Origin of the sequence: Variovorax sp. CF079, from assembly GCF_900101545.1 — a bacterium.
Classification (GTDB): Bacteria; Pseudomonadota; Gammaproteobacteria; order Burkholderiales; family Burkholderiaceae_C; genus Variovorax.
The window spans coordinates 69,622-86,820 of record NZ_FMZU01000001.1; the positions used below are offsets into that span (position 1 = coordinate 69,622).

General features: G+C 65.6%; 23 protein-coding genes. 10 read left to right on the plus strand and 13 right to left on the minus strand.

Annotated elements, in window-relative coordinates; all coding sequences use genetic code 11:
- Positions 1 to 12 precede the first annotated feature (12 nt).
- Positions 13 to 747 (plus strand): RNA polymerase sigma factor FliA, encoded by a 735-nt coding sequence (locus BLS74_RS00360; RefSeq protein WP_093102055.1) that lies wholly within the window; start codon positions 13 to 15, stop codon positions 745 to 747.
- 3 nt (positions 748 to 750) lie between these two features.
- On the opposite strand, the gene BLS74_RS00365 is transcribed toward BLS74_RS00360, so the two are convergent.
- A complete protein-coding gene (locus BLS74_RS00365) occupies positions 751 to 930 on the minus strand; it encodes a hypothetical protein (RefSeq protein WP_093102057.1) in 180 nt (59 codons plus the stop codon).
- Positions 931 to 1,082: 152 nt separating this feature from the next.
- On the opposite strand from BLS74_RS00365, the gene BLS74_RS00370 reads away from it, so the two are divergent.
- From BLS74_RS00370 to BLS74_RS00385, 4 genes are all read left to right on the plus strand, one after another.
- Positions 1,083 to 2,255 (plus strand): DUF3182 family protein, encoded by a 1,173-nt coding sequence (locus tag BLS74_RS00370; protein WP_093102058.1) that lies wholly within the window; start codon positions 1,083 to 1,085, stop codon positions 2,253 to 2,255.
- Positions 2,255 to 3,049: an alpha/beta hydrolase family protein gene (locus BLS74_RS00375; protein ID WP_170855456.1), complete on the plus strand. Its 795-nt coding sequence runs from the start codon at positions 2,255 to 2,257 to the stop codon at positions 3,047 to 3,049. The genes BLS74_RS00370 and BLS74_RS00375 overlap by 1 nt, the downstream gene beginning before the upstream one ends.
- A gap of 119 nt (positions 3,050 to 3,168) precedes the next feature.
- Complete coding sequence (locus BLS74_RS00380; protein WP_093102060.1) at positions 3,169 to 3,597, plus strand: FHA domain-containing protein; 429 nt, start codon at positions 3,169 to 3,171, stop codon at positions 3,595 to 3,597.
- A 208-nt stretch (positions 3,598 to 3,805) separates the two neighbouring features.
- Positions 3,806 to 4,147: a hypothetical protein gene (locus BLS74_RS00385; protein WP_093102061.1), complete on the plus strand. Its 342-nt coding sequence runs from the start codon at positions 3,806 to 3,808 to the stop codon at positions 4,145 to 4,147.
- A 39-nt stretch (positions 4,148 to 4,186) separates the two neighbouring features.
- On the opposite strand, the gene BLS74_RS00390 is transcribed toward BLS74_RS00385, so the two are convergent.
- Both BLS74_RS00390 and BLS74_RS00395 read right to left on the minus strand, forming a co-directional pair.
- On the minus strand, positions 4,187 to 4,690 hold the full coding sequence (locus tag BLS74_RS00390) for a CDGSH iron-sulfur domain-containing protein (protein WP_093102063.1): 504 nt from the start codon (positions 4,688 to 4,690) through the stop codon (positions 4,187 to 4,189).
- Between the two features lie 140 nt (positions 4,691 to 4,830).
- Positions 4,831 to 5,217 (minus strand): hypothetical protein, encoded by a 387-nt coding sequence (locus tag BLS74_RS00395; protein ID WP_139191604.1) that lies wholly within the window; start codon positions 5,215 to 5,217, stop codon positions 4,831 to 4,833.
- 137 nt (positions 5,218 to 5,354) lie between these two features.
- Between BLS74_RS00395 and BLS74_RS00400 the strand changes: the two genes are divergently transcribed.
- Positions 5,355 to 7,028, plus strand: a complete 1,674-nt coding sequence (locus BLS74_RS00400) for a winged helix-turn-helix domain-containing protein (protein ID WP_170855457.1) — start codon at positions 5,355 to 5,357, stop codon at positions 7,026 to 7,028.
- A 33-nt stretch (positions 7,029 to 7,061) separates the two neighbouring features.
- Here the strand turns inward: BLS74_RS00400 and BLS74_RS00405 are convergent, their stop codons facing one another.
- The 6 genes from BLS74_RS00405 to BLS74_RS00430 form a co-directional block, all read right to left on the minus strand.
- A complete protein-coding gene (locus BLS74_RS00405) occupies positions 7,062 to 7,433 on the minus strand; it encodes a hypothetical protein (RefSeq protein WP_139191605.1) in 372 nt (123 codons plus the stop codon).
- Between the two features lie 31 nt (positions 7,434 to 7,464).
- Complete coding sequence (locus BLS74_RS00410) at positions 7,465 to 8,007, minus strand: hypothetical protein (RefSeq protein WP_139191606.1); 543 nt, start codon at positions 8,005 to 8,007, stop codon at positions 7,465 to 7,467.
- 201 nt (positions 8,008 to 8,208) lie between these two features.
- Positions 8,209 to 8,814 carry an Isoquinoline 1-oxidoreductase subunit gene (locus BLS74_RS00415; RefSeq protein ID WP_212733603.1) on the minus strand — a complete coding sequence of 202 codons (606 nt, stop codon included), beginning with the start codon at positions 8,812 to 8,814 and terminating at the stop codon, positions 8,209 to 8,211.
- Positions 8,814 to 11,003, minus strand: coding sequence for a xanthine dehydrogenase family protein molybdopterin-binding subunit (locus BLS74_RS00420; protein WP_093102070.1), 2,190 nt, complete (start codon positions 11,001 to 11,003; stop codon positions 8,814 to 8,816). The genes BLS74_RS00415 and BLS74_RS00420 overlap by 1 nt, the downstream gene beginning before the upstream one ends.
- A 3-nt stretch (positions 11,004 to 11,006) precedes the next feature.
- Positions 11,007 to 11,468: a (2Fe-2S)-binding protein gene (locus BLS74_RS00425; protein ID WP_093102072.1), complete on the minus strand. Its 462-nt coding sequence runs from the start codon at positions 11,466 to 11,468 to the stop codon at positions 11,007 to 11,009.
- Between the two features lie 186 nt (positions 11,469 to 11,654).
- On the minus strand, positions 11,655 to 12,326 hold the full coding sequence (locus tag BLS74_RS00430) for a protein-L-isoaspartate(D-aspartate) O-methyltransferase (protein ID WP_093102073.1): 672 nt from the start codon (positions 12,324 to 12,326) through the stop codon (positions 11,655 to 11,657).
- Between the two features lie 216 nt (positions 12,327 to 12,542).
- Between BLS74_RS00430 and BLS74_RS00435 the strand changes: the two genes are divergently transcribed.
- The 3 genes from BLS74_RS00435 to BLS74_RS00445 all read left to right on the plus strand — a co-directional run bounded on the left by BLS74_RS00435 (position 12,543) and on the right by BLS74_RS00445 (position 14,674).
- Positions 12,543 to 13,217: a Crp/Fnr family transcriptional regulator gene (locus tag BLS74_RS00435; protein ID WP_212733609.1), complete on the plus strand. Its 675-nt coding sequence runs from the start codon at positions 12,543 to 12,545 to the stop codon at positions 13,215 to 13,217.
- Positions 13,218 to 13,319: 102 nt separating this feature from the next.
- Positions 13,320 to 14,519 (plus strand): DesA family fatty acid desaturase, encoded by a 1,200-nt coding sequence (locus tag BLS74_RS00440; RefSeq protein WP_093102075.1) that lies wholly within the window; start codon positions 13,320 to 13,322, stop codon positions 14,517 to 14,519.
- Positions 14,516 to 14,674, plus strand: a complete 159-nt coding sequence (locus tag BLS74_RS00445) for a DUF3309 family protein (protein WP_093102076.1) — start codon at positions 14,516 to 14,518, stop codon at positions 14,672 to 14,674. The genes BLS74_RS00440 and BLS74_RS00445 overlap by 4 nt, the downstream gene beginning before the upstream one ends.
- A 63-nt stretch (positions 14,675 to 14,737) precedes the next feature.
- Here the strand turns inward: BLS74_RS00445 and BLS74_RS00450 are convergent, their stop codons facing one another.
- Genes BLS74_RS00450 through BLS74_RS00460 form a run of 3 tightly spaced genes read right to left on the minus strand, consistent with a single transcriptional unit; the run spans position 14,738 to position 16,214 of the window.
- Positions 14,738 to 15,004, minus strand: a complete 267-nt coding sequence (locus tag BLS74_RS00450) for a glycine zipper domain-containing protein (RefSeq protein WP_093102660.1) — start codon at positions 15,002 to 15,004, stop codon at positions 14,738 to 14,740.
- A gap of 20 nt (positions 15,005 to 15,024) precedes the next feature.
- Positions 15,025 to 15,279 (minus strand): hypothetical protein, encoded by a 255-nt coding sequence (locus tag BLS74_RS00455; RefSeq protein ID WP_093102078.1) that lies wholly within the window; start codon positions 15,277 to 15,279, stop codon positions 15,025 to 15,027.
- Positions 15,276 to 16,214 (minus strand): LysR family transcriptional regulator, encoded by a 939-nt coding sequence (locus BLS74_RS00460; RefSeq protein WP_093102079.1) that lies wholly within the window; start codon positions 16,212 to 16,214, stop codon positions 15,276 to 15,278. The genes BLS74_RS00455 and BLS74_RS00460 overlap by 4 nt, the downstream gene beginning before the upstream one ends.
- Before the next feature lie 91 nt (positions 16,215 to 16,305).
- Here BLS74_RS00460 and BLS74_RS00465 point away from each other — a divergent pair, with 91 nt between their 5' ends.
- Positions 16,306 to 16,725: a nuclear transport factor 2 family protein gene (locus BLS74_RS00465; RefSeq protein WP_093102081.1), complete on the plus strand. Its 420-nt coding sequence runs from the start codon at positions 16,306 to 16,308 to the stop codon at positions 16,723 to 16,725.
- Between the two features lie 40 nt (positions 16,726 to 16,765).
- On the opposite strand, the gene BLS74_RS00470 is transcribed toward BLS74_RS00465, so the two are convergent.
- Positions 16,766 to 17,077, minus strand: coding sequence for a hypothetical protein (locus BLS74_RS00470; protein WP_093102082.1), 312 nt, complete (start codon positions 17,075 to 17,077; stop codon positions 16,766 to 16,768).
- Positions 17,078 to 17,199: the final 122 nt, after the last annotated feature.

Genomic DNA, 17,199 nt, shown 5'->3' on the forward strand with positions numbered 1-17,199 from the left:
AAAAGAACGGCCGTGTACACCGCACAGGGAACCATCGAGAAGTCCCATCTGCTGAAGCAACACCAGCCGATGGTGCGCCGCATGGCGCTGCAGATGATCGCCAAGCTGCCCGCCAGCGTCCAGCTCGACGACCTGATCCAGGCCGGCATGATCGGCCTCCTGGACGCGTCGAGCCGCTATGAGGACAACCGCGGCGCGCAGTTCGAGACCTTTGCCAGCCAGCGCATCCGCGGCGCCATGCTCGACGAGCTGCGCGCCAACGACTGGGGCTCGCGCGGGCTGCGCCAGTCGGCGCGCAAGGTGGAGGCGGCCATCCAGGCGCTCGAACATCGGCTGGGCCGCGCGCCTTCCGAAGGCGAGATCGCCAAGGAACTGAAGATGAGCCTGGACGCCTACCAGGCCCAGCTGCAGGAGATCCAGGGCTGCCAGCTGCTATACGTCGAGGACTTCACGCAGGGCGAAAGCGACAGCCCCTTTCTCGACCAGAACGCGCGCGGTGCGCGCAGCGAGCGCGGCGGCAGCGACGACCCGCTGGAGCAACTGCTCGAGAGCGGTTTTCGCCACCAGCTGGTGGATGCCATCGGAACGCTGCCCGAGCGCGACCAACTGCTGCTCAACCTCTACTACGAGGAAGAGCTCAACCTGCGCGAGATTGGCGCCATCCTCGAAGTGAGCCAGTCGCGTGTGTGCCAGCTCCACAGCCAGGCGATCACGCGGCTGCGGGTGGCGCTGAAAGAGATTCTGTAGCGTTCAATGCCCCGTGGGTGTCGCGCCCTTGCGTACCTGTGTCTGGTTGCTGCCGCCGACCTGGCTCTCGCGGTCGTGCCGGCTTTCGGGCGTGCGCTTCGGTTCGTTCCTCTGCGTCACGGGCTGGTGGCCGCCCTTGTTGTGTTCGGTGTGGCCCTTGCGATCGTTCTGCGAATTCGACATGGCAGCTCCTTGCTTCTGCATGGACATGAGCCCATGTAGCCCCAGGCGATTTCCGCTTGCACCGGACCGGTGCCGGCCCCGCGTGTAGGAAAACGTCGCGAGCATCGTGGCAATGGTTGATCTCCGCTGCGCAATCGCCCACATTGCCAGCCATGGACATGCTCATCAGCGCGCTGCCAGGCACTTCCGAGATGCTTCCCGGCGACCAGGCCGTGCTCGTCGAGCCGGGGCTGGAGGGCACCGTGGTCGCGCTGACCGCGGACCATCACGCCTACTGCAGCGAGCATGAGCGCGCGACCCGCACGCAGATCGCATGGCGGCTCGCGCGGCTCAAGAAGTCCAGCTTCCAGGGCGAGTACGACAAGTCCCGCAGCTATGCCGCGCCGGTCTATTTCGTCCCGAGCGACACGCTGGTCGGCGACGAGCTGATCGGCGCCTTGGGCATCGCCAGCCACCACGGCCTGTTCGGCGGGGTTGTGCCGCATCCCTTCGTGCTGACCAAGGTGATCACCCATCCGCTGATCGACACCGGCGCCGCCGCGCCCGAGGGCTGGAAGCCCGGTTTCGCCCGTCGGGTGGCCAGTGCGGTGCTGGAGGGCTTCTCGGTCTTCCGGCGCGACGACGCCGATCGCGCCGGCCTGCGCCTGCTGGAGCACGGCGCGGTGCGCATCAAACCGGTGCGTGCGACCGGCGGCCGCGGCCAGCAGGTCGTGCGCGACAAGCGCGCATTGGCGCGCTGCCTGGACGACATGGATGCCGCCGAGATCGCGGCCCATGGCCTGGTGCTGGAGGAGAACCTCCAGCAGCCGGTCACCATCAGCGTCGGCCAGGTGCACGTGGGCCGGATGATCGCCAGCTACTACGGCTGGCAGCGGCTCACGTCCGACAGCCATGGCCACCAGGTCTACGGCGGCTCGGACCTCACGGTAGCGCAAGGCGGCTTCGATGCGCTGCTGGCCTTGAGCTTTCCCGCCGAGATCAGGCTGGCCGTCGAGCAGGCGCGTGTTTTCCATCGCGCCGTCGAGGCTTCGTTCCCCGGCTTCTTCGCCTCGCGCATCAACTACGACGTGGCGCAGGGGCCCAACAGCGCCGGCCGGTGGTGCTCGGGCGTGCTCGAGCAGTCGTGGCGCGTCGGCGGGGCGAGCGGCGCCGAGATCGCCGCGCTCGAAATCTTCGAAGAGCAGCCCGAGCGCGCCGTGGTCAATGCGTCGTGCTTCGAGGTCTACGGCGAGGACGTGGTGCCGCCGCCGAACGCCACCGTGTATTTCAGCGGCGTCGATGCAATCGCCGGCCCGCTCACGAAGTACACCGTGGCCGAGCCCTGATGCCCACCCGTCATGCCCTCATCGACATCCCGGTCGACGGCGTGCACATCGCCGGAACGCTCATCGCACCATCGACCGTGGTGCCGGGCGTGCTGCTGGTGCACGGCTGGGACGGCAGCCAGCAGCAGGACATCACGCGCGCCCACGAGCTTGCGGCGCTGGGCTGCATCTGCCTGACCTTCGACCTGCGCGGCCATGCGCGGCACCTGGCGCAGCGCGAGGCCGTCACGCGCGAAGACAACCTGCGCGACGTGCTGGCCGCCTACGACGTGCTGGTGGGCCATCCGGCTGTGGACCCGAGCGCGGTCGCCGTCGTCGGTGCCAGCTACGGCGGCTACCTGGCGGCGGTGCTGAGCTCGCTGCGCCCCGTGCGATGGCTGGCGCTGCGCGTGCCGGCCATCTACCGCGACGAGAACTGGGAGCACCCGAAGCGGCGCCTCAACGGCGACGACCTCACGCTCTACCGCCAGACCGCGATCGAGCCCGAGAAGAACCGTGCGCTGGCCGCCTGCGAGGACTTCATCGGCGACGTGCTGGTCGTCGAGTCCGAGCACGACACCATCGTGCCGCACCCGGTCATCGAGAACTACCTGGCCGCCTTCAAGCACGTGCGCTCGATGACCTACCGCGTGCAGATGGGCGCCGACCACGCGCTCTCGAAGAAGGCTTGGCGGCAGGAGTACACGCAGATCCTCCTGGCCTGGATGAACGACGTGAGGCGGTCTGCGAAGACCGAAGAAAAAGCCCTACCACCGCAGCATCCAAAGCGCTATGAGTCTTGGGTCGAACCTTAGTCACCTTAGTAGACGGAAGTGCAAAAAATTACCGCACTTGTAGTGCTTGCGACTTCAGAAATTGCACCCGGACGCCGAAATGTCATGCAGGTGCAATTCAAACAGCGAGCAGAAAGAAAATGTCCAGACTCATCGTTCTCGCCCGACATGGCAGCGTCAGGCAGTTCAACATCACCGGGCCGATCACGACCATCGGCCGCGACCAGGCTTGCGAGGTGCAGATCGACAGCATCGGCGTCAGCCGCCGCCATGCCGCCATCCACTGGACGGGCGACCGCTTCGTGCTGACCGACATGGCGAGCTTCAACGGCACCTTCGTCAACCGGCACCGCATCTTCGAACATGCGCTGAAGAACGGCGACGCGATCACGATGGGGGCGTGCCAGCTGCGCTTTCTCTACACCTCGAAAGCGCTGCCGAGCGAAGACGCGCTGCGCCTGGTGACGCAGTCCGACGAACCGATCGACATCGACGCCGCGCGCGCGAAGAGCGACTGGGCCGCCTTCTTCCGCCGCAGCGAAAGCAGCGTGTCGGCCAGGCTGCGCTGAGGGTGGAACTCGCGGGTGCGCGACGGGATGCGAGGAGTCATGGCTGTTGACCGTGACCCTCCAGCATCTCGTCGGATTTGAGGATGCGCTACCTGCTCGAAGGGGACACAGTTGTTCGGTCGGCAGAAACCGATGACGCAACACCTCGAAGGAGCAATTCGATGAGCAAGCTGGCAATCGTCCTCGCCGTTGCAGGCATTGCACGGGCATGACCGTTCCGTTTGAAACCGCCAATGCCTTTCCGGCGCTTTGGTTGGACAGAAAGCAGTTGCGCATCCCGATGGGGCATTGTGCTGGTGCGGCGTTCGAGGCTGTCAAGAAGGCCGGATTGCGCGAGGCCAACAAGGATGCGGAGGGTGCCGGCGGGACGACGGCTTCGGTCCGCGGCACCATTCGATGCGTGCGATTGCCGCGTGCGGGACCTTGCAATGCCGACGGCGCGACTGCCGTGTTCATTGCCACGAGCGATAGAAGCCTGCAAGACGCCAAAGACATTGTTCAGCGCATGAGTAGGGCGCTGGGAGATCCAGTACTTTTCGACTGCAACTGAAGGACGTGTTGCGCGCGTGCGTGTCGCCCGTCCTGTGATTCAGTTGTTGTCGTCCTGAAAGTTGATGCTCCGGTGCGTGCCATCGCAAAACGGCTTGTTCTTCGATCCGCCGCACCGACAGAGGGAATAGCGCTCGCGCGAGGCGCCTTCGCTCCAGTTGTCGGTGTCGAGATCGAAGCCCTGAACCTCATAGGGGCCGTTTCGTGCGATGCGAATGCTCGGAGCAGTCAGGTCGCTGGATCCGGGTTGGGCGGCGCCCCGATCGTCCACGACCCCGCAAGGCGTGCGGTCCGGGCGCGGGTCGTCCGAAAACCCGATCCGAATATGGGAGCTGTCACAAAACGGCTTCCTGTGCGACGCGCCGCAGCGACACAACGCGACGCCGTTCCACCCCTGGAGCCGCTCGCCCTTTGAGTTTGTCAGATCATCGACGGTGACCAGATAGGGGCCATTGCGCGACAGCCTGATGCGAGGTCTTTGCTTGTCTGGAGGGGATTGACCCACGACTGCATGCGAGAACGGCGCGACTGGTTCCTGCTTCATCTTGCAACTCCTTCGAGCCCAACGCTTGCGGCAAATATGAGCGAACGCCAGCCGAGCGTACACCTGATGAGCGATGAAAAAGCTTCGGCCCCTTGAAGACGAAGCTCGCCTGCCTGGCGACCGCCGCGCGCGGGCCTTGGTCAGCGAGGCGACGACGACTCACGACCGGCAGGCAAGAGATCCCGGTGGACCGAGCTATCCCTCGAATCGGTGAGCCGGTCATCGCGGTGCAGCCGCCACCATGCGAGCAGGGCGTCAAAGTCGCCGGCGAAACTGCGCGCTTTCAGAACGTCGGCCGAGATCGAGCAATGGGCGGCTTCATCAAAAGCGAGCATGCGGTGGCTTGATACGCGGGCGCAGAGCAGATACAGCGCCTTGAGATCGGCCTCGGCGACGCGCTCGAAATGCGCCAGGAGGCGTTCGCGATCACCCGGCGCGGGCGCTCCGGGCAGGTTCTGGCCAAGCGCCGCCGCGGACAGCAGCGCGCAGGCCATGGCGGTCGAACTGCGTCGATGTTCCGATTTCATGGGGATGCCTCCGTGAGGGGTTCCGGAGTAATCTATGCGACCCGCTGCGGCCTCGCGTCGAAACTCGGCCGAACCTTCGTCGAAGCTTCGCCGCAAGAGCCCACCGAGCAGGAGGGCAGGCGATGTTGACGAGCTCTGTGGGCGTCGAGCCCGGTTCGGTGTCACTGTTTGGGCCGTTCGCGCTGGACGCGGGCCGGGCGGCGCTGACCCGTGGCGGCGCACGCGTGGCCTTGCGTCCGAAGACCTTTGCGCTGCTGTCGTACTTGGCCGCACATCCCGGCCGCGTGGTCGGCAAGGACGAGTTGCTGGCAGCGGTCTGGCCCGGCGTCGTCGTCAATGAAGAGTCGCTGTCGCAGTGCGTGCGCGAATTGCGCGCCGCGCTGGGCGACGAGGGGCAGCAGCTGATCAGGACCGTCGCGCGTCGCGGCTATCTGTTCGACACGGCCGTCGAGGCGCCGGCGCCACCGGTGGCAGACGCCGCCTCGCCGCAGCACGACCGCCACCGGGCAGGATGGGCGATTGCCGGCGCGGTGCTGCTCGCCGGATTGACGCTCGCCGTGCAACGGACCGATCCTCCGGTTGGCGTCGACCAGGCACTCAAGGCGCGCCGCTCGATCGCGGTGATGCCATTCAGCGAGCTCGGCGCCGACGGCCGCGGCTATTTCGCCGAAGCGATCACCGAAGATCTGATCACCGACCTCGCCAAGCTGCCCGACACGCTGGTGGTGGCACGGGCTTCCGCCGCCGCGGTTGCTGTGCGCGAGGCCGACATCGTGAGGATCGGGCGCGAGCTCCGCGTGCGCCATGTGCTCAATGGCAGCGTGCGGCGCGACGGTGCCGCGGTGCAGATCAACGTGCAGTTCGCCTCGAGCGACAACGGTGCAGTGCTATGGTCCGAGCGCTTCGAATATCCCGATCTCGCTGACTGGGCATGGCAACGCGACATCGGCACTCGCATCGCGCGCGTGCTCGACGTGCGGATGACGGCGGCAGCCGCAGGCCAGTCGGCAGCGCACAGCGGCAAGCGGCTCGACGCGATCGATGCGACGCTCCAGGGACAGCACGCTTTGCGCAATTTTGTCGGCCGCGCCGATCTGCTGCGGGCCCGCGCGCATTTCGAGAATGCGTTGGCCATCGAGCCCGACTCCGCCATTGCACTGACCGGATTGGCGCAGTCGTACCTGAGCGAAATGGAAGCCGGGCTGGGCCTCGGCGTCCAGTCGGTCGCACTCGCCGAACAGGCGATCGCCCGGGCGCTGGCGGCGGCTCCGGACTATTTGCCGGCGCAATGCCTCACGGGTCACGTGCTGCGCGAGCGAGGCGACCCGGAAGGCGCGCTGCGGGTGTACCAGAAAGTCGTGGCCGCCAATCCCAGCGAGGCATGGAGCCATGCACGCATCGGCGCGATGAAGCTGCGCCTCGGCCGAGCCGAGGAGGTTGCGGCCCATACCGACGCAGCGATGCGGCTGAGCCCGTTCGAGACTTCGCTGGTCGGCTATAGCCACTTCCATGCCGGCGCCGCCGAGTACTACCTCGGCCGCGAGGACGCGGCCTACGAGCGCATGCGCCAGTCAGCCGCGGTCGGCCCGCATCCGGCGCAATACGCCGCGTTCCTCTGGCTGGCCTCGCTCGATGCGCTGCACGGGCGGGGACAAGAGGCTCGGCAACATGCCGCTCAGGTACTTCGCCTGCGGCCGTACTGGACCATCCACTTGTGGCGAATCGGGACCGCGCCGGTGCATCCCCGGCTTCAGGCTGGCAGGGAACGGTTCGACGAGGGGTTGAGGAAAGCCGGGTTGCCCGAGTCGTGACATTGCACGCCCACGGGCGGCTCGTGGGCCCCTCTAACCCGCAATGAGAACGCGGACAAGAACGACGAGGAACCCCGCAGCGATGAACGCTGCGACGGTCGTCGTCACCAGGCCAGACGTTCCGTCGTCCTCTTTTTGCTGCGCCGGCGTGGCGTAGGCGTAGGGTTTCACCGCAGCCGTGTCGAAAGCGGTGCTGAATGGGCTATAGAGCGCCCCGCCGAGGCTTTCCGGGCCAGATCCATCGTCTTGAACATCAACACCCGCTGATTGCTCGATCACGCCAGCTTTGATGGAGGAGGCCTTTTCAGCTTCGGCTGCCAACAGCAGTTCACCTGGGAGCGCCGACAGCGCTGCCAGGCAAAAGCCTGCCAACGCCCGGCACATTCCACGTTTTTTTTTCGACACGGTGCACTTCGGTTTGCCGAGACCGCCGTTACTAGTTGCTGCCAGTCGCCTTGTGCGCCTGATGATTGCCGAAGGTCAGCGGCGTGGCCGTATCGCACTTGAGCGCGGGAGTCGCCGACCCCGCCAGGGTGATGATGACCAGGGCAGTGTCTTTGGTGCCAGGCTCTCCGCCGTCGGTGAACGTGAATGTTATCGACGCAGGCTGACCATTGAAGGTGCCGGTGCCCGCTCCCTCGAAGGTGTCGAAGGGCGCAGTCGGAGGTTGTGGTTCGATATTCGGGTCGTTGGTGCACAGGCCCTTCGACAAAGTGGTTAGATGGAAATTGTCGCCACCGGAAAAATTGATTTCCAGATTGTTCGGCTCCGCGGGGTCGGATCCTTCGAATTGAGTGCCCTGTCCGCAGTGCAACTCGAACCCGTGCGTCACCCTCTGCTGCCCAGTGGCGAGTTCGCTGCAGAAAAAGCTTCCGCCACCGGTCATCCGGCCGGGTTCATGAGCCCAAGCCGAGCCAACCATCATCGCCGCCGCTGCCGCGGCACCGCAGAGCACGGCTTTACCGCAAGGTCTGTTCATGATCTTCCCTTTGCCCCGCCACGGGCGGTGATACCAGGGCCAAAGCATTCACTTCAGGATGTTGAACAAACGGACGCACAGGCCCATCGGGCGCAATAGTTGTACGCCCCAAAGAGACCTTTCTCCATACAACGAATGGCCTATCGTTGCTGAGCGAGAGCGGCGTCGCGCCGTCGGCTACCCAGAGCCCAGCCGAACAGCTCAGGAGCGCGGGCAGAAAGCCCCGGCCTCGGCCCAGGCCTTGATCAGCGCCCCGAACTCCTTCTGCGTTCCCGGCGCCGGCGTGCGCCACGCGCCCGGGTTCCAGGCCCAGCCGACCAGCGAGTCTTCGGCCATGTGGTGCACCAGCTTGGCCATGTCCATGTTGTCGTTGCGCGACTTGTCCTTGATCTGCTCGCAGATCTGGCCCAGCGTGCGGCCCTGCCAGGCCATCGAGGCCGGCGCCAGGTGCCACTTGGGATGGCCCGGCATGCGCGCGTTGTCGTAGTTGGCGGCCTGGTGGCAGGTGGCGCAGCGCATCGCCGCCGCGCCGAAGCCGTCGGCGCCGCGCACCACCCAGGGCTGGTGCGGATTCAGCGCATTGCTCTGCGTCGGCCGGTCGCCCGACGGATGGCAGTTGAGGCAGCGTGGGCTGTTGATGACCTTGCCGGCCTCGGTGAAGAGGGCGATGGCGCGCTCCTGCTTGTCGGCGATCTTGTCGAACTCGGACACGGGCTTGAGCGTGTTGTTGCTGCCCTGCTGCTGCGCGGCCGCGATGCCACCGAGGGCGAGCAGGGCGGCAAGAAAGAGCTTCTTATTCATCATCATCACGCGGCCTCCCTGACCATGGGCAACTGCCGCGGCCGTTCGCCGCCCGCGAGCCGCGCGAGCGCATTGGCCACCGCCGGCCCGATCGGCGGAACGCCCGGTTCGCCGACGCCCGTCGGCTTCTCGGTCGAGTCGACGATCTTCACTTCGATCGCCGGCATCTCGTGGATGCGCAGCGAACGGTAGGTGTCGAAGTTGCGCTGCACGCGGCGCCCGCCTTCGAGCCGGATCTCGCCGTAGAGGATGTGGCCCAGGCCGAAGCCGATGCCGCCTTCCATCTGCGCGCGCACGATGTCGGGGTTGACCACGCGGCCGCAGTCCACCGCGCACCACACCTTGTGCACGCGCGGCTCGCCGTTCTCGCCCATCGACACCTCGGCGATGTGCGCGACATAGGTGCCGAAGGCCTTGACGATCGAGACGCCGCGTGCGCGCCCGCTGCCCGCGGCCGGCCCCGACCACTTCGCGAGATCGGCCACGGCGCGCAGCGTGGTCTTGAAGCGCGGGTCGTCGCCGAAGAGGGCCATGCGGCCTTCGACCGGGTCCTGCCCCGCGGTCTGCAGCAGCTGGTCGACGAAGCACTCCACCGCGTAGCCGGTGTGCGTGGAGCCCACCGAGCGCCACGACAGCGTGGGCACGCCGACCTTCTGGATGTGCAGGTCGCAGCGGAAGTTCTCGATCTTGTAGGGGATCTCGTTCGCGCCTTCGACCATGGTGGCGTCGATGCCGTTCTTGAACAGCATGGATTCGAACATCGTGCCCTGGATGAAGGACTGGCCCACGATGGTGTCGGACCAGGCCACGACCTTGCCGCCGCGCAAGCCCCCGCGCATGCGGTGCACGAAGAGCGGCCGGTAGCGCCCGCCCTGCACGTCGTCGTCGCGCGTCCACATCAGCTTGACGGGGCGCGCGGGGCCGATGGCCTTGGCGACCTGGGCCAGCTCGGCTGCGAAGTCAGAGCCCATCTCGCCGCGGCGGCCGAAGCTGCCGCCGGCCAGCATGGTCTCGACCGCCACCTGTTCGGGCTTGAGCCCCAGCACGCCGGCGATGACGGCCTGGTCGAGGGTCTGGATCTGCGAGCCGAAGCGCGCGGTGGCGCCCTTGTCGTTCCAGCGCAGGAAGCCGTCCAGCGGCTCCATCGGCGAATGGGCCAGGTAGGGGAAGGCGTACTCGGTTTCGATCACCCGCTCGGCCGAGGCCAGGCTCGTGTCGACATTGCCGTGCGCGTCGGCGACGGCTCCCGGCGAGCGGGCGGCGGCGCGGTATTCGGCGAGGATCTGTTCGCTGCCGCGCTTCTCGGCCGCCGACTCGTCCCAGGTGATGCGCAGCTTCTCGCGCCCCTTGATGGCCGGCCAGGTGCTCTCCGCGTAGACGGCCACGCCGGTCGGCACCTGCTTCACCTCCACCACGCCCTTGACCGCCAGCGCCTCGATCGCGTCGAAAGAAGCGACCTTGGCGCCGAAGAGCGGCGGATGCGCGACCACCACGGTGAGCATGTTCGGCTCGTGGATGTCGATGGTGAACTGCGCCGTGCCGTTGGTCTTGGCCGGCACGTCGAGCTTGCGCACCGCGCCTTCGCGCCCGATCAGGCGGAACTCGGAGGGGTCTTTCAGCCGCACCTCGGTGGGCGCGGGTGCGGGCAATCGCGATGCGGCGAGCGCGAATTCGCCGAAGCGGCCCTGCTTGCCCGACGCCGCATGCCGCAACACGCCGCGTTCGACCGTGATGTCCTTTGCCGGCACGCGCCAGCTGTTGGCCGCCGCCTGCACCAGCAGCGCCCGCGCGGTGGCGCCAGCCTGGCGCAGCTGGTCGTAGGAATTGGCAATCGCCGTCGAGCCGCCCGTGCCCTGCACCGGACCGAAAGCGAGGTTGTTGTAGAGCTTGGCATCGGCCGGCGCATGCTCGGCGCGCATCTGCGCCCAGTCGGCATCCATCTCCTCGGCCACGATCGTCGCGAGACCGGTGAAGGGCCCCTGGCCGAACTCGATGTGCTTGACCAGCACCGTGACCGTGCTGTCGGTGCCCACGCGAATGAAGGCGTTGGGCGCGAAGACGCTCTGGGCCGCCTTGGCCTTGGTGGCCGCCAGCGCGCTGCCGGTGAAGGGCGCGAGGTAGGCGGCGACGACCAGGCCGGTCGTGCTCTTCAGCACCGTGCGGCGCGAGAGCTTCGATGTGGCTGTGCTTTCCATGGCTCAGGCTCCCAGCGTGCGCGCCGCGTCGTGGATGGCGGCGCGGATGCGGTCGTAGGTCGCACAGCGGCAGATGTTGCCGTTCATCGCCAGGTCGATGTCGCGGTCTGTCGGCTTCTTGATCTGTCTGAGCAGCGCCACCGCGCTCATCACCTGGCCCGACTGGCAGTAGCCGCACTGCGGCACGTCGCGCGCCACCCACGCGGCCTGCACCGCCTTGGCTTCGCGGCCCGTGAGACCCTCGATGGTCGTGATGGCCCGCTTGCCGACCGCCGCGATCGGGATCGAACAGGAGCGCAGTGGCTGGCCTTCCATGTAGACGGTGCAGGCCCCGCACTGCGCGATGCCGCAGCCGAACTTGGTGCCGGTCAGTTTCAGGTTGTCACGCAGGGCCCACAGAAGCGGGGTGTCGTCGTCGGCGTCGACGCGCCGTTCCTTGCCGTTCACTTTGATGACGTAAATCATGGCTTCCCCTCAGGGTGGCTGAATGGAAAAAGCGCCGGGTGGGCGCTTCATGGGTGAACTACGACTGCGGAATCAATGTAGCGCGATCGTTGGCCTGAAGATAGAGGCGCCGGCCGACACGATCTTGTTCCCTCTCCCTCCGGACTAGGGTGAGGGCATGGGCCTTCGCCATCGCGCTCAGCCAGATTAGGCGTCTTCGTCCTCGAGCGAAGAGAACAGCACCGGAAAGATGTCCTTCGTCGATACCGAACCGTCGAGATCCTTCTCGGCCAGCATGAGCTGCTGCGACTCGGGCAGGCCGGCGGGGATCACCATCTTGCCGCCGGGTTTCAACTGGTAAATGAGCGCTGGCGGAATCAACTCGGGCGCCGCCGTCACGATCACCTTGTCGAAGGGCGCGTATTCGGGCCAGCCATGGCAGCCGTTGCCGATCTTGATGTCGACGTTGAGATGGCCCTGCCGCGCCAGCCGGTGCATCGCCCGCGTGGCCAGCTCTTCGATCAGCTCGATGCTGAAGACCCGCAGCGCGAGCTCCGCCAGGATCGCCGACTGGTAGCCCAGCCCGGTGCCGATTTCCAGCACCGTGTCGGTCGGCTGCACGTCGAGCAGATCGGTCATCACGGCGACGATGAAAGGCTGTGAGATCGTCTTGCCGTAGCCGATGGGCAAGGGCGTGTCGACGTAGGCAAAGGGCCGCAGCTCGAGCGGCACGAACTCATGGCGCGGCACCTTGGCCATGGCATCCATGACCCGCGGATCGAGCGCAGCTTTGCCCAGGTACGAGGTCGAGAAAATCGTCTTCGCAGCGATTTCCGCGAGCATGTGCTGCTGCAGGGCCGTGAAGTCCGGGTCGCTCATGGTGGCTGCTCGAAGGCGGGGACTGAGACGCCAACCATCCTACGCTTTCCGGATGAAAGCAAGAGCCGAATCAGCCGCTGACAAACCGCTGCAACAGTGCAAAATCGGCGCTACATTCCCCGCACGTGGTGTTCAATTTCGGGACTTCGGCTCGTCATGGCATCGACTGCGACTTCACCGCGTTCTGCTTCAGCGCACAACGACCTCCTGGAGGTGATGCCCCTGGATGTGCGGGTCGGCTTGGAGCCGCTTCTCGAACTGGTTACGCTCAACTTGGGCGATGTTCTTTACGAGTCGGGGATAGTTCAGGAGCACGTGTACTTCCCGACCGACTGCATCGTTTCGCTGCTGTATGTGCTCGAGAACGGGCAATCCGCCGAGATCGCGGTCGTCGGGTTCGAGGGCATGGTCGGCGTCTCGCTCCTGATGGGCGGAGGCAGCACGCCGAACCGCGCGGTGGTGCAAAGCGCAGGGCATGCGTTTCGGCTGGGCGCCAGCCATATCAAACAATTGGTCGAGCAGGGAGGGCCGTTGCTCCATCTCCTGCTGCGCTATACCCAGGCGCTCATCACGCAGATGTCGCAGACGGCCGTATGCAATCGACACCATTCGCTCGAGCAACAGCTGTGTCGCTGGCTCCTGCTGAGCCTCGACAGGCTGCCGGGCAGCGACCTGGTGATGACGCAGGAGCTGATCGCCAACATGCTCGGCGTGCGGCGCGAAGGCGTGACGGAGGCGGCCGGCAAGCTGCAGCGCCTGAACCTGATCCAGTATGCCCGGGGTCACATCACGGTGCTGGACCGTCCAGGTCTCGAACGGCACGTGTGCGAATGCTACGAAGTGGTAAAGCGCGAGACCGATCGCCTGCTGCCCCATGAAACAGCGACCTGATCCGGCGACATCGGCTTCACCGTGCGGTAGCGTACAGACGATCGCCTTCGTTTGACTAGCATTGCAAGTGGGGGCATTGCGCAGCCCCGCAACGGCCTTGTGATGCAACTTAACCTGCTCGATCTGCCCTGGTGGGGTCTTGTGCTGGTCACGCTGGGCTCGACCCACGTCACCATCGCCGCGGTCACCATTTTTCTGCATCGGCATCAGGCGCATCGCGCGCTGGAACTGCATCCCGTCGCCAGCCACTTATTCCGTTTCTGGTTGTGGCTCACCACCGGAATGGTGACCAGGGAATGGACGGCGATCCACCGCAAGCACCACGCCAACTGCGAAAGCTCCGAAGACCCCCACAGCCCGCAGATCCATGGCATCAGGAAAGTGCTGTTCGAAGGCACCGAGCTCTATCGCATGGAAGCCAGAAACGCCGCAACGCTCGAAAAATACGGCCACGGCACCCCTGACGACTGGATCGAGCGCAAGCTGTACGCAAGGCACACCCGACTCGGCATCGGCCTCGTGCTGGGCATCGACATCGTCCTGTTCGGCCCGATCGGACTCAGCATGTGGGCGGTTCAGATGCTGTGGATTCCGTTCTTCGCCGCGGGCGTCATCAACGGCGTCGGCCACTATTGGGGCTACCGCAATTTCGCGCCGAACGACAGCTCCAGCAATGTCGTGCCGTGGGGCATCCTGATCGGCGGCGAAGAGCTGCACAACAACCATCACGCCTATGTCACCTCTGCCAGGCTGTCCAGCAAGTGGTGGGAATTCGACATCGGCTGGATGTACATCCGCATCCTGGAAATGATTCACCTGGCGAAGGTGCGCAAGGTTGCGCCCAGGATTGGCTACAACACATCCAAGACCCGTTGCGACGTGGGGACCCTGCAGGCTGTCATCACTCACCGCTACGACGTGCTGGCCAAGTTCGCCAGGTCCGTGCGCCCGACTGCCGTGGCGGAGATCCTCAGCCTGCGGGCCGGCGCGATCCCGGGCTCGAGGGACTCCAAGGCGCTGGACCCGGTCAACTACCTGCTGCAAAGGGATGCGAGGGAATTGCCGGAGAAGGAGCGCGCAGTCCTGCAACAGGCTCTGCATTCCAGCACGGTGCTGAGCACCATTTACTCGATGCGGCAGGATCTCACTGCCGTATGGAGCCGATCCGCAGCCTCGAAGGAGCAGCTGGTGAAACAGCTGGAAGACTGGTGCCGGCGCGCCGAGGAAAGCGGGATTGGTGCGCTGCGCGAGTTTTCTCGAGCGCTGCGCCGCTACGACTCACTGATAGGAGACATGCCATGACATTGGGAACAATTCTGTTGATCATCGTGGTCCTGCTGCTCATCGGCGCGATTCCAAGCTGGCCCCACAGTCGGGGATGGGGCTACGGTCCCAGCGGTGGCATCGGGCTGGTGCTGGTGATCCTGGTGGTTCTGCTGTTGGCCGGCAAGATATAGCGAGTTGCCTCGAACGGGGCAAAAAAAACGTGCCTCATGGCACGTCTGTGAAAGCGGGAGCGCTCAGTAGCGGGGGCCGTTGTAGGGGTAGTAGCCACGGTTGTTGTAGTTGCGCTGGTCCGCGTTCCGCCCCACTTCGTTGCCGATCAGGCCGCCGATGGCGGCCCCTCCCACTGTAGAAGCCGCGTTGCCGCCGATCGCGTTGCCAAGCACCGCTCCGCCGACGGCGCCACCGGCGATACCGAGCTGCTGGTTGGGACCGGTCGCGCATCCGGCCAAAGTCAGGAGCGAACTGATGGCCGCTGCCGTCATCCAGGATGTTGTTTTCATGATGTCCACCTTTCAGTGAGTTATGCAGGAGCTGGTTGGAGCAAGGCACACACGGCCGGCCGCTCAGCCGCCGCAGCGACTCCGATGCCTGTCGGCGGCGCGATGGCCTGGTTGTCGATGTCTGTGCGCAGGGCCTGGTCGAGCACCGGCATCCTGCCGCTGCTCAGCCGTGCTTCGGCCACCCACACAACCGCAGCGTGCAAGACTTCTGGCAAGGTACGTCCACGCAGGTAGACACGAACCATGGCGTCGGCAGTGAATTCGGAGGGGGTCATCCGGTCACTGTGACCGGATGCGCGTACTCCGTCTGTACGGCGTCGCGCATAGGTGGTGTGTGTGCACGCTGCCGCAAACTCGCGATGACAGGCCCCAGCAGTCGGCGCGATCGCGTCGGCGTGAACAGATGCATCTCGTAGCGCGGAAGGGCCTCACGCAGACGCAGCGGCACAACCTGGCCCTTCGCTGCACTCTCCAGCAGCGCCGGGTGAGGGAGCACACCCAGCAAGTCGCTGTCGGCCATCAGATGCAGAAGGCTGGCGTAGTCGGGGCACGACGCCACCACACGTGGCGCCCGCATCCGGCGGACGGCAAATGCCTCATGCAGCACGTCTACGGGCCCGCTCACGCTGGGCCCGACGATCGCCCATGACGCTCCCTGCAGTTCCTCCAGTGATCGCGCTTTGGCCAAGGGGTGCGCGCGGCAGGCGTAGGCCAGCGGCGTGAGCTGGTACAGCGGCTGACAGGCCAGGCCGGCGGCAGGGTACCCACGAGGCAGCGGTGAAATCACGAGGTCAAGTTCGCCGCCCTGCAACTTCGCAAGCATGCGGCCTTCGTCGGCGCTCGACATGTCGAGGCGACGGCGAGGGTGGCCATGACACCAACCGAAGTGCAAGGCCGGGCCGCAGACCAGCGCGGCGGATGGCGTCACCCCAACGCGCAGCGTGTCGCGATGGGCCGGAGTGGCACTCGCCATTCCAAGTGCTTCGATCCGCTCTGCGAGATCCGTGCTCTTCAACGCCGCTTGCAACGCTGCCTCGGTGGGCAGCAGCCTGCGCCCGGACGCAACGAAAAGCGGTGTGTCGAACTGTCGCTGCAGCTGCCTCATGCCGTGACTGATCGCCGGCTGCGACACACCACCGGCCCGCGCCGCAGCAGCGAAGCTGCCATGTTCGATCACCAGCCTGAGGTACTGCAGGTAGCGCAAATTCATAAACGACTCTTATGGATTGACAGCCATTCTGACTTGTCGGCGAGCGCCGTGTCTGGAACGATTCAGCCGTTAACCGACAAGGAGCCCACACATGAGTCAAAGCCAACTGGATACGGTGCGCAGCTACCTGCAATACCTGCACGCAAGCGATACGGCGGGGTTGATTTCCACTTTCGAGAACAACGGCGTCGTGCATTCCCCGTTTCTCGGCACCATGAAGGCGCGCGACTTCTTCCCCAGGTTGGCGCAGGCATCGCGCCAGAGTGTGATCACGCTGATCGATCTGTTCGCGTCGGTACAGCCTGTAGACGCCACGGTACGCGTGGCGGCCTACTTCCGCTATGACTGGACGCTGAGCGACGGAAGGCTGGTCGACTTCACCTGCGTGGACGTGTTCGGCTTCCGCCCGGACAGCGACCGCATCGATAGCATGCACATCGTCTACGACACGCATCCGCTGCGCGAGGGCGTGGGTGACAAGTACGCGCCAAACCCTGTGTTGAACGGCTGAGCGGGGCGGCGGACAGCAAGGTCAGCATGAGCGCCCCGCACTAGTCCCACTTTGGAAGGTTCTGCAAAGCGTCGTTGGGCTGGTCGACGATGTCGACGCCAGTGATGCCGTTGCCGCCCGGCAGCGCCTTGACGTCGCAAACGATCTCCCAGGCATGGTCTTCGGTACGCCGCGCGATGCAGACCTCCTCGCCGGCGGCAAGCAGATCGACGCATTCGCCGACCTTGACGCGCCGTGCCGCGCCGAGCGCCAGTTCTGTCGAACCGAATTCCTTGTCCACAACCGGGTGAAGCGCGACGAGATCGATCTTCCCGCCCCCGTAGTGAACAGCGGTGATTGCGTGCTGGGCCATGGTGACCTCCGTTTGTGGAGAGCCCAGTATGGCTGCGGCGGCTGCTCTTGTCAGTCTGCCTACTGCGGCCGTGGGTACGGGCCCGGTCTTGTCCCCTCTCCCTCCGGGAGAGGGCCAGGGTG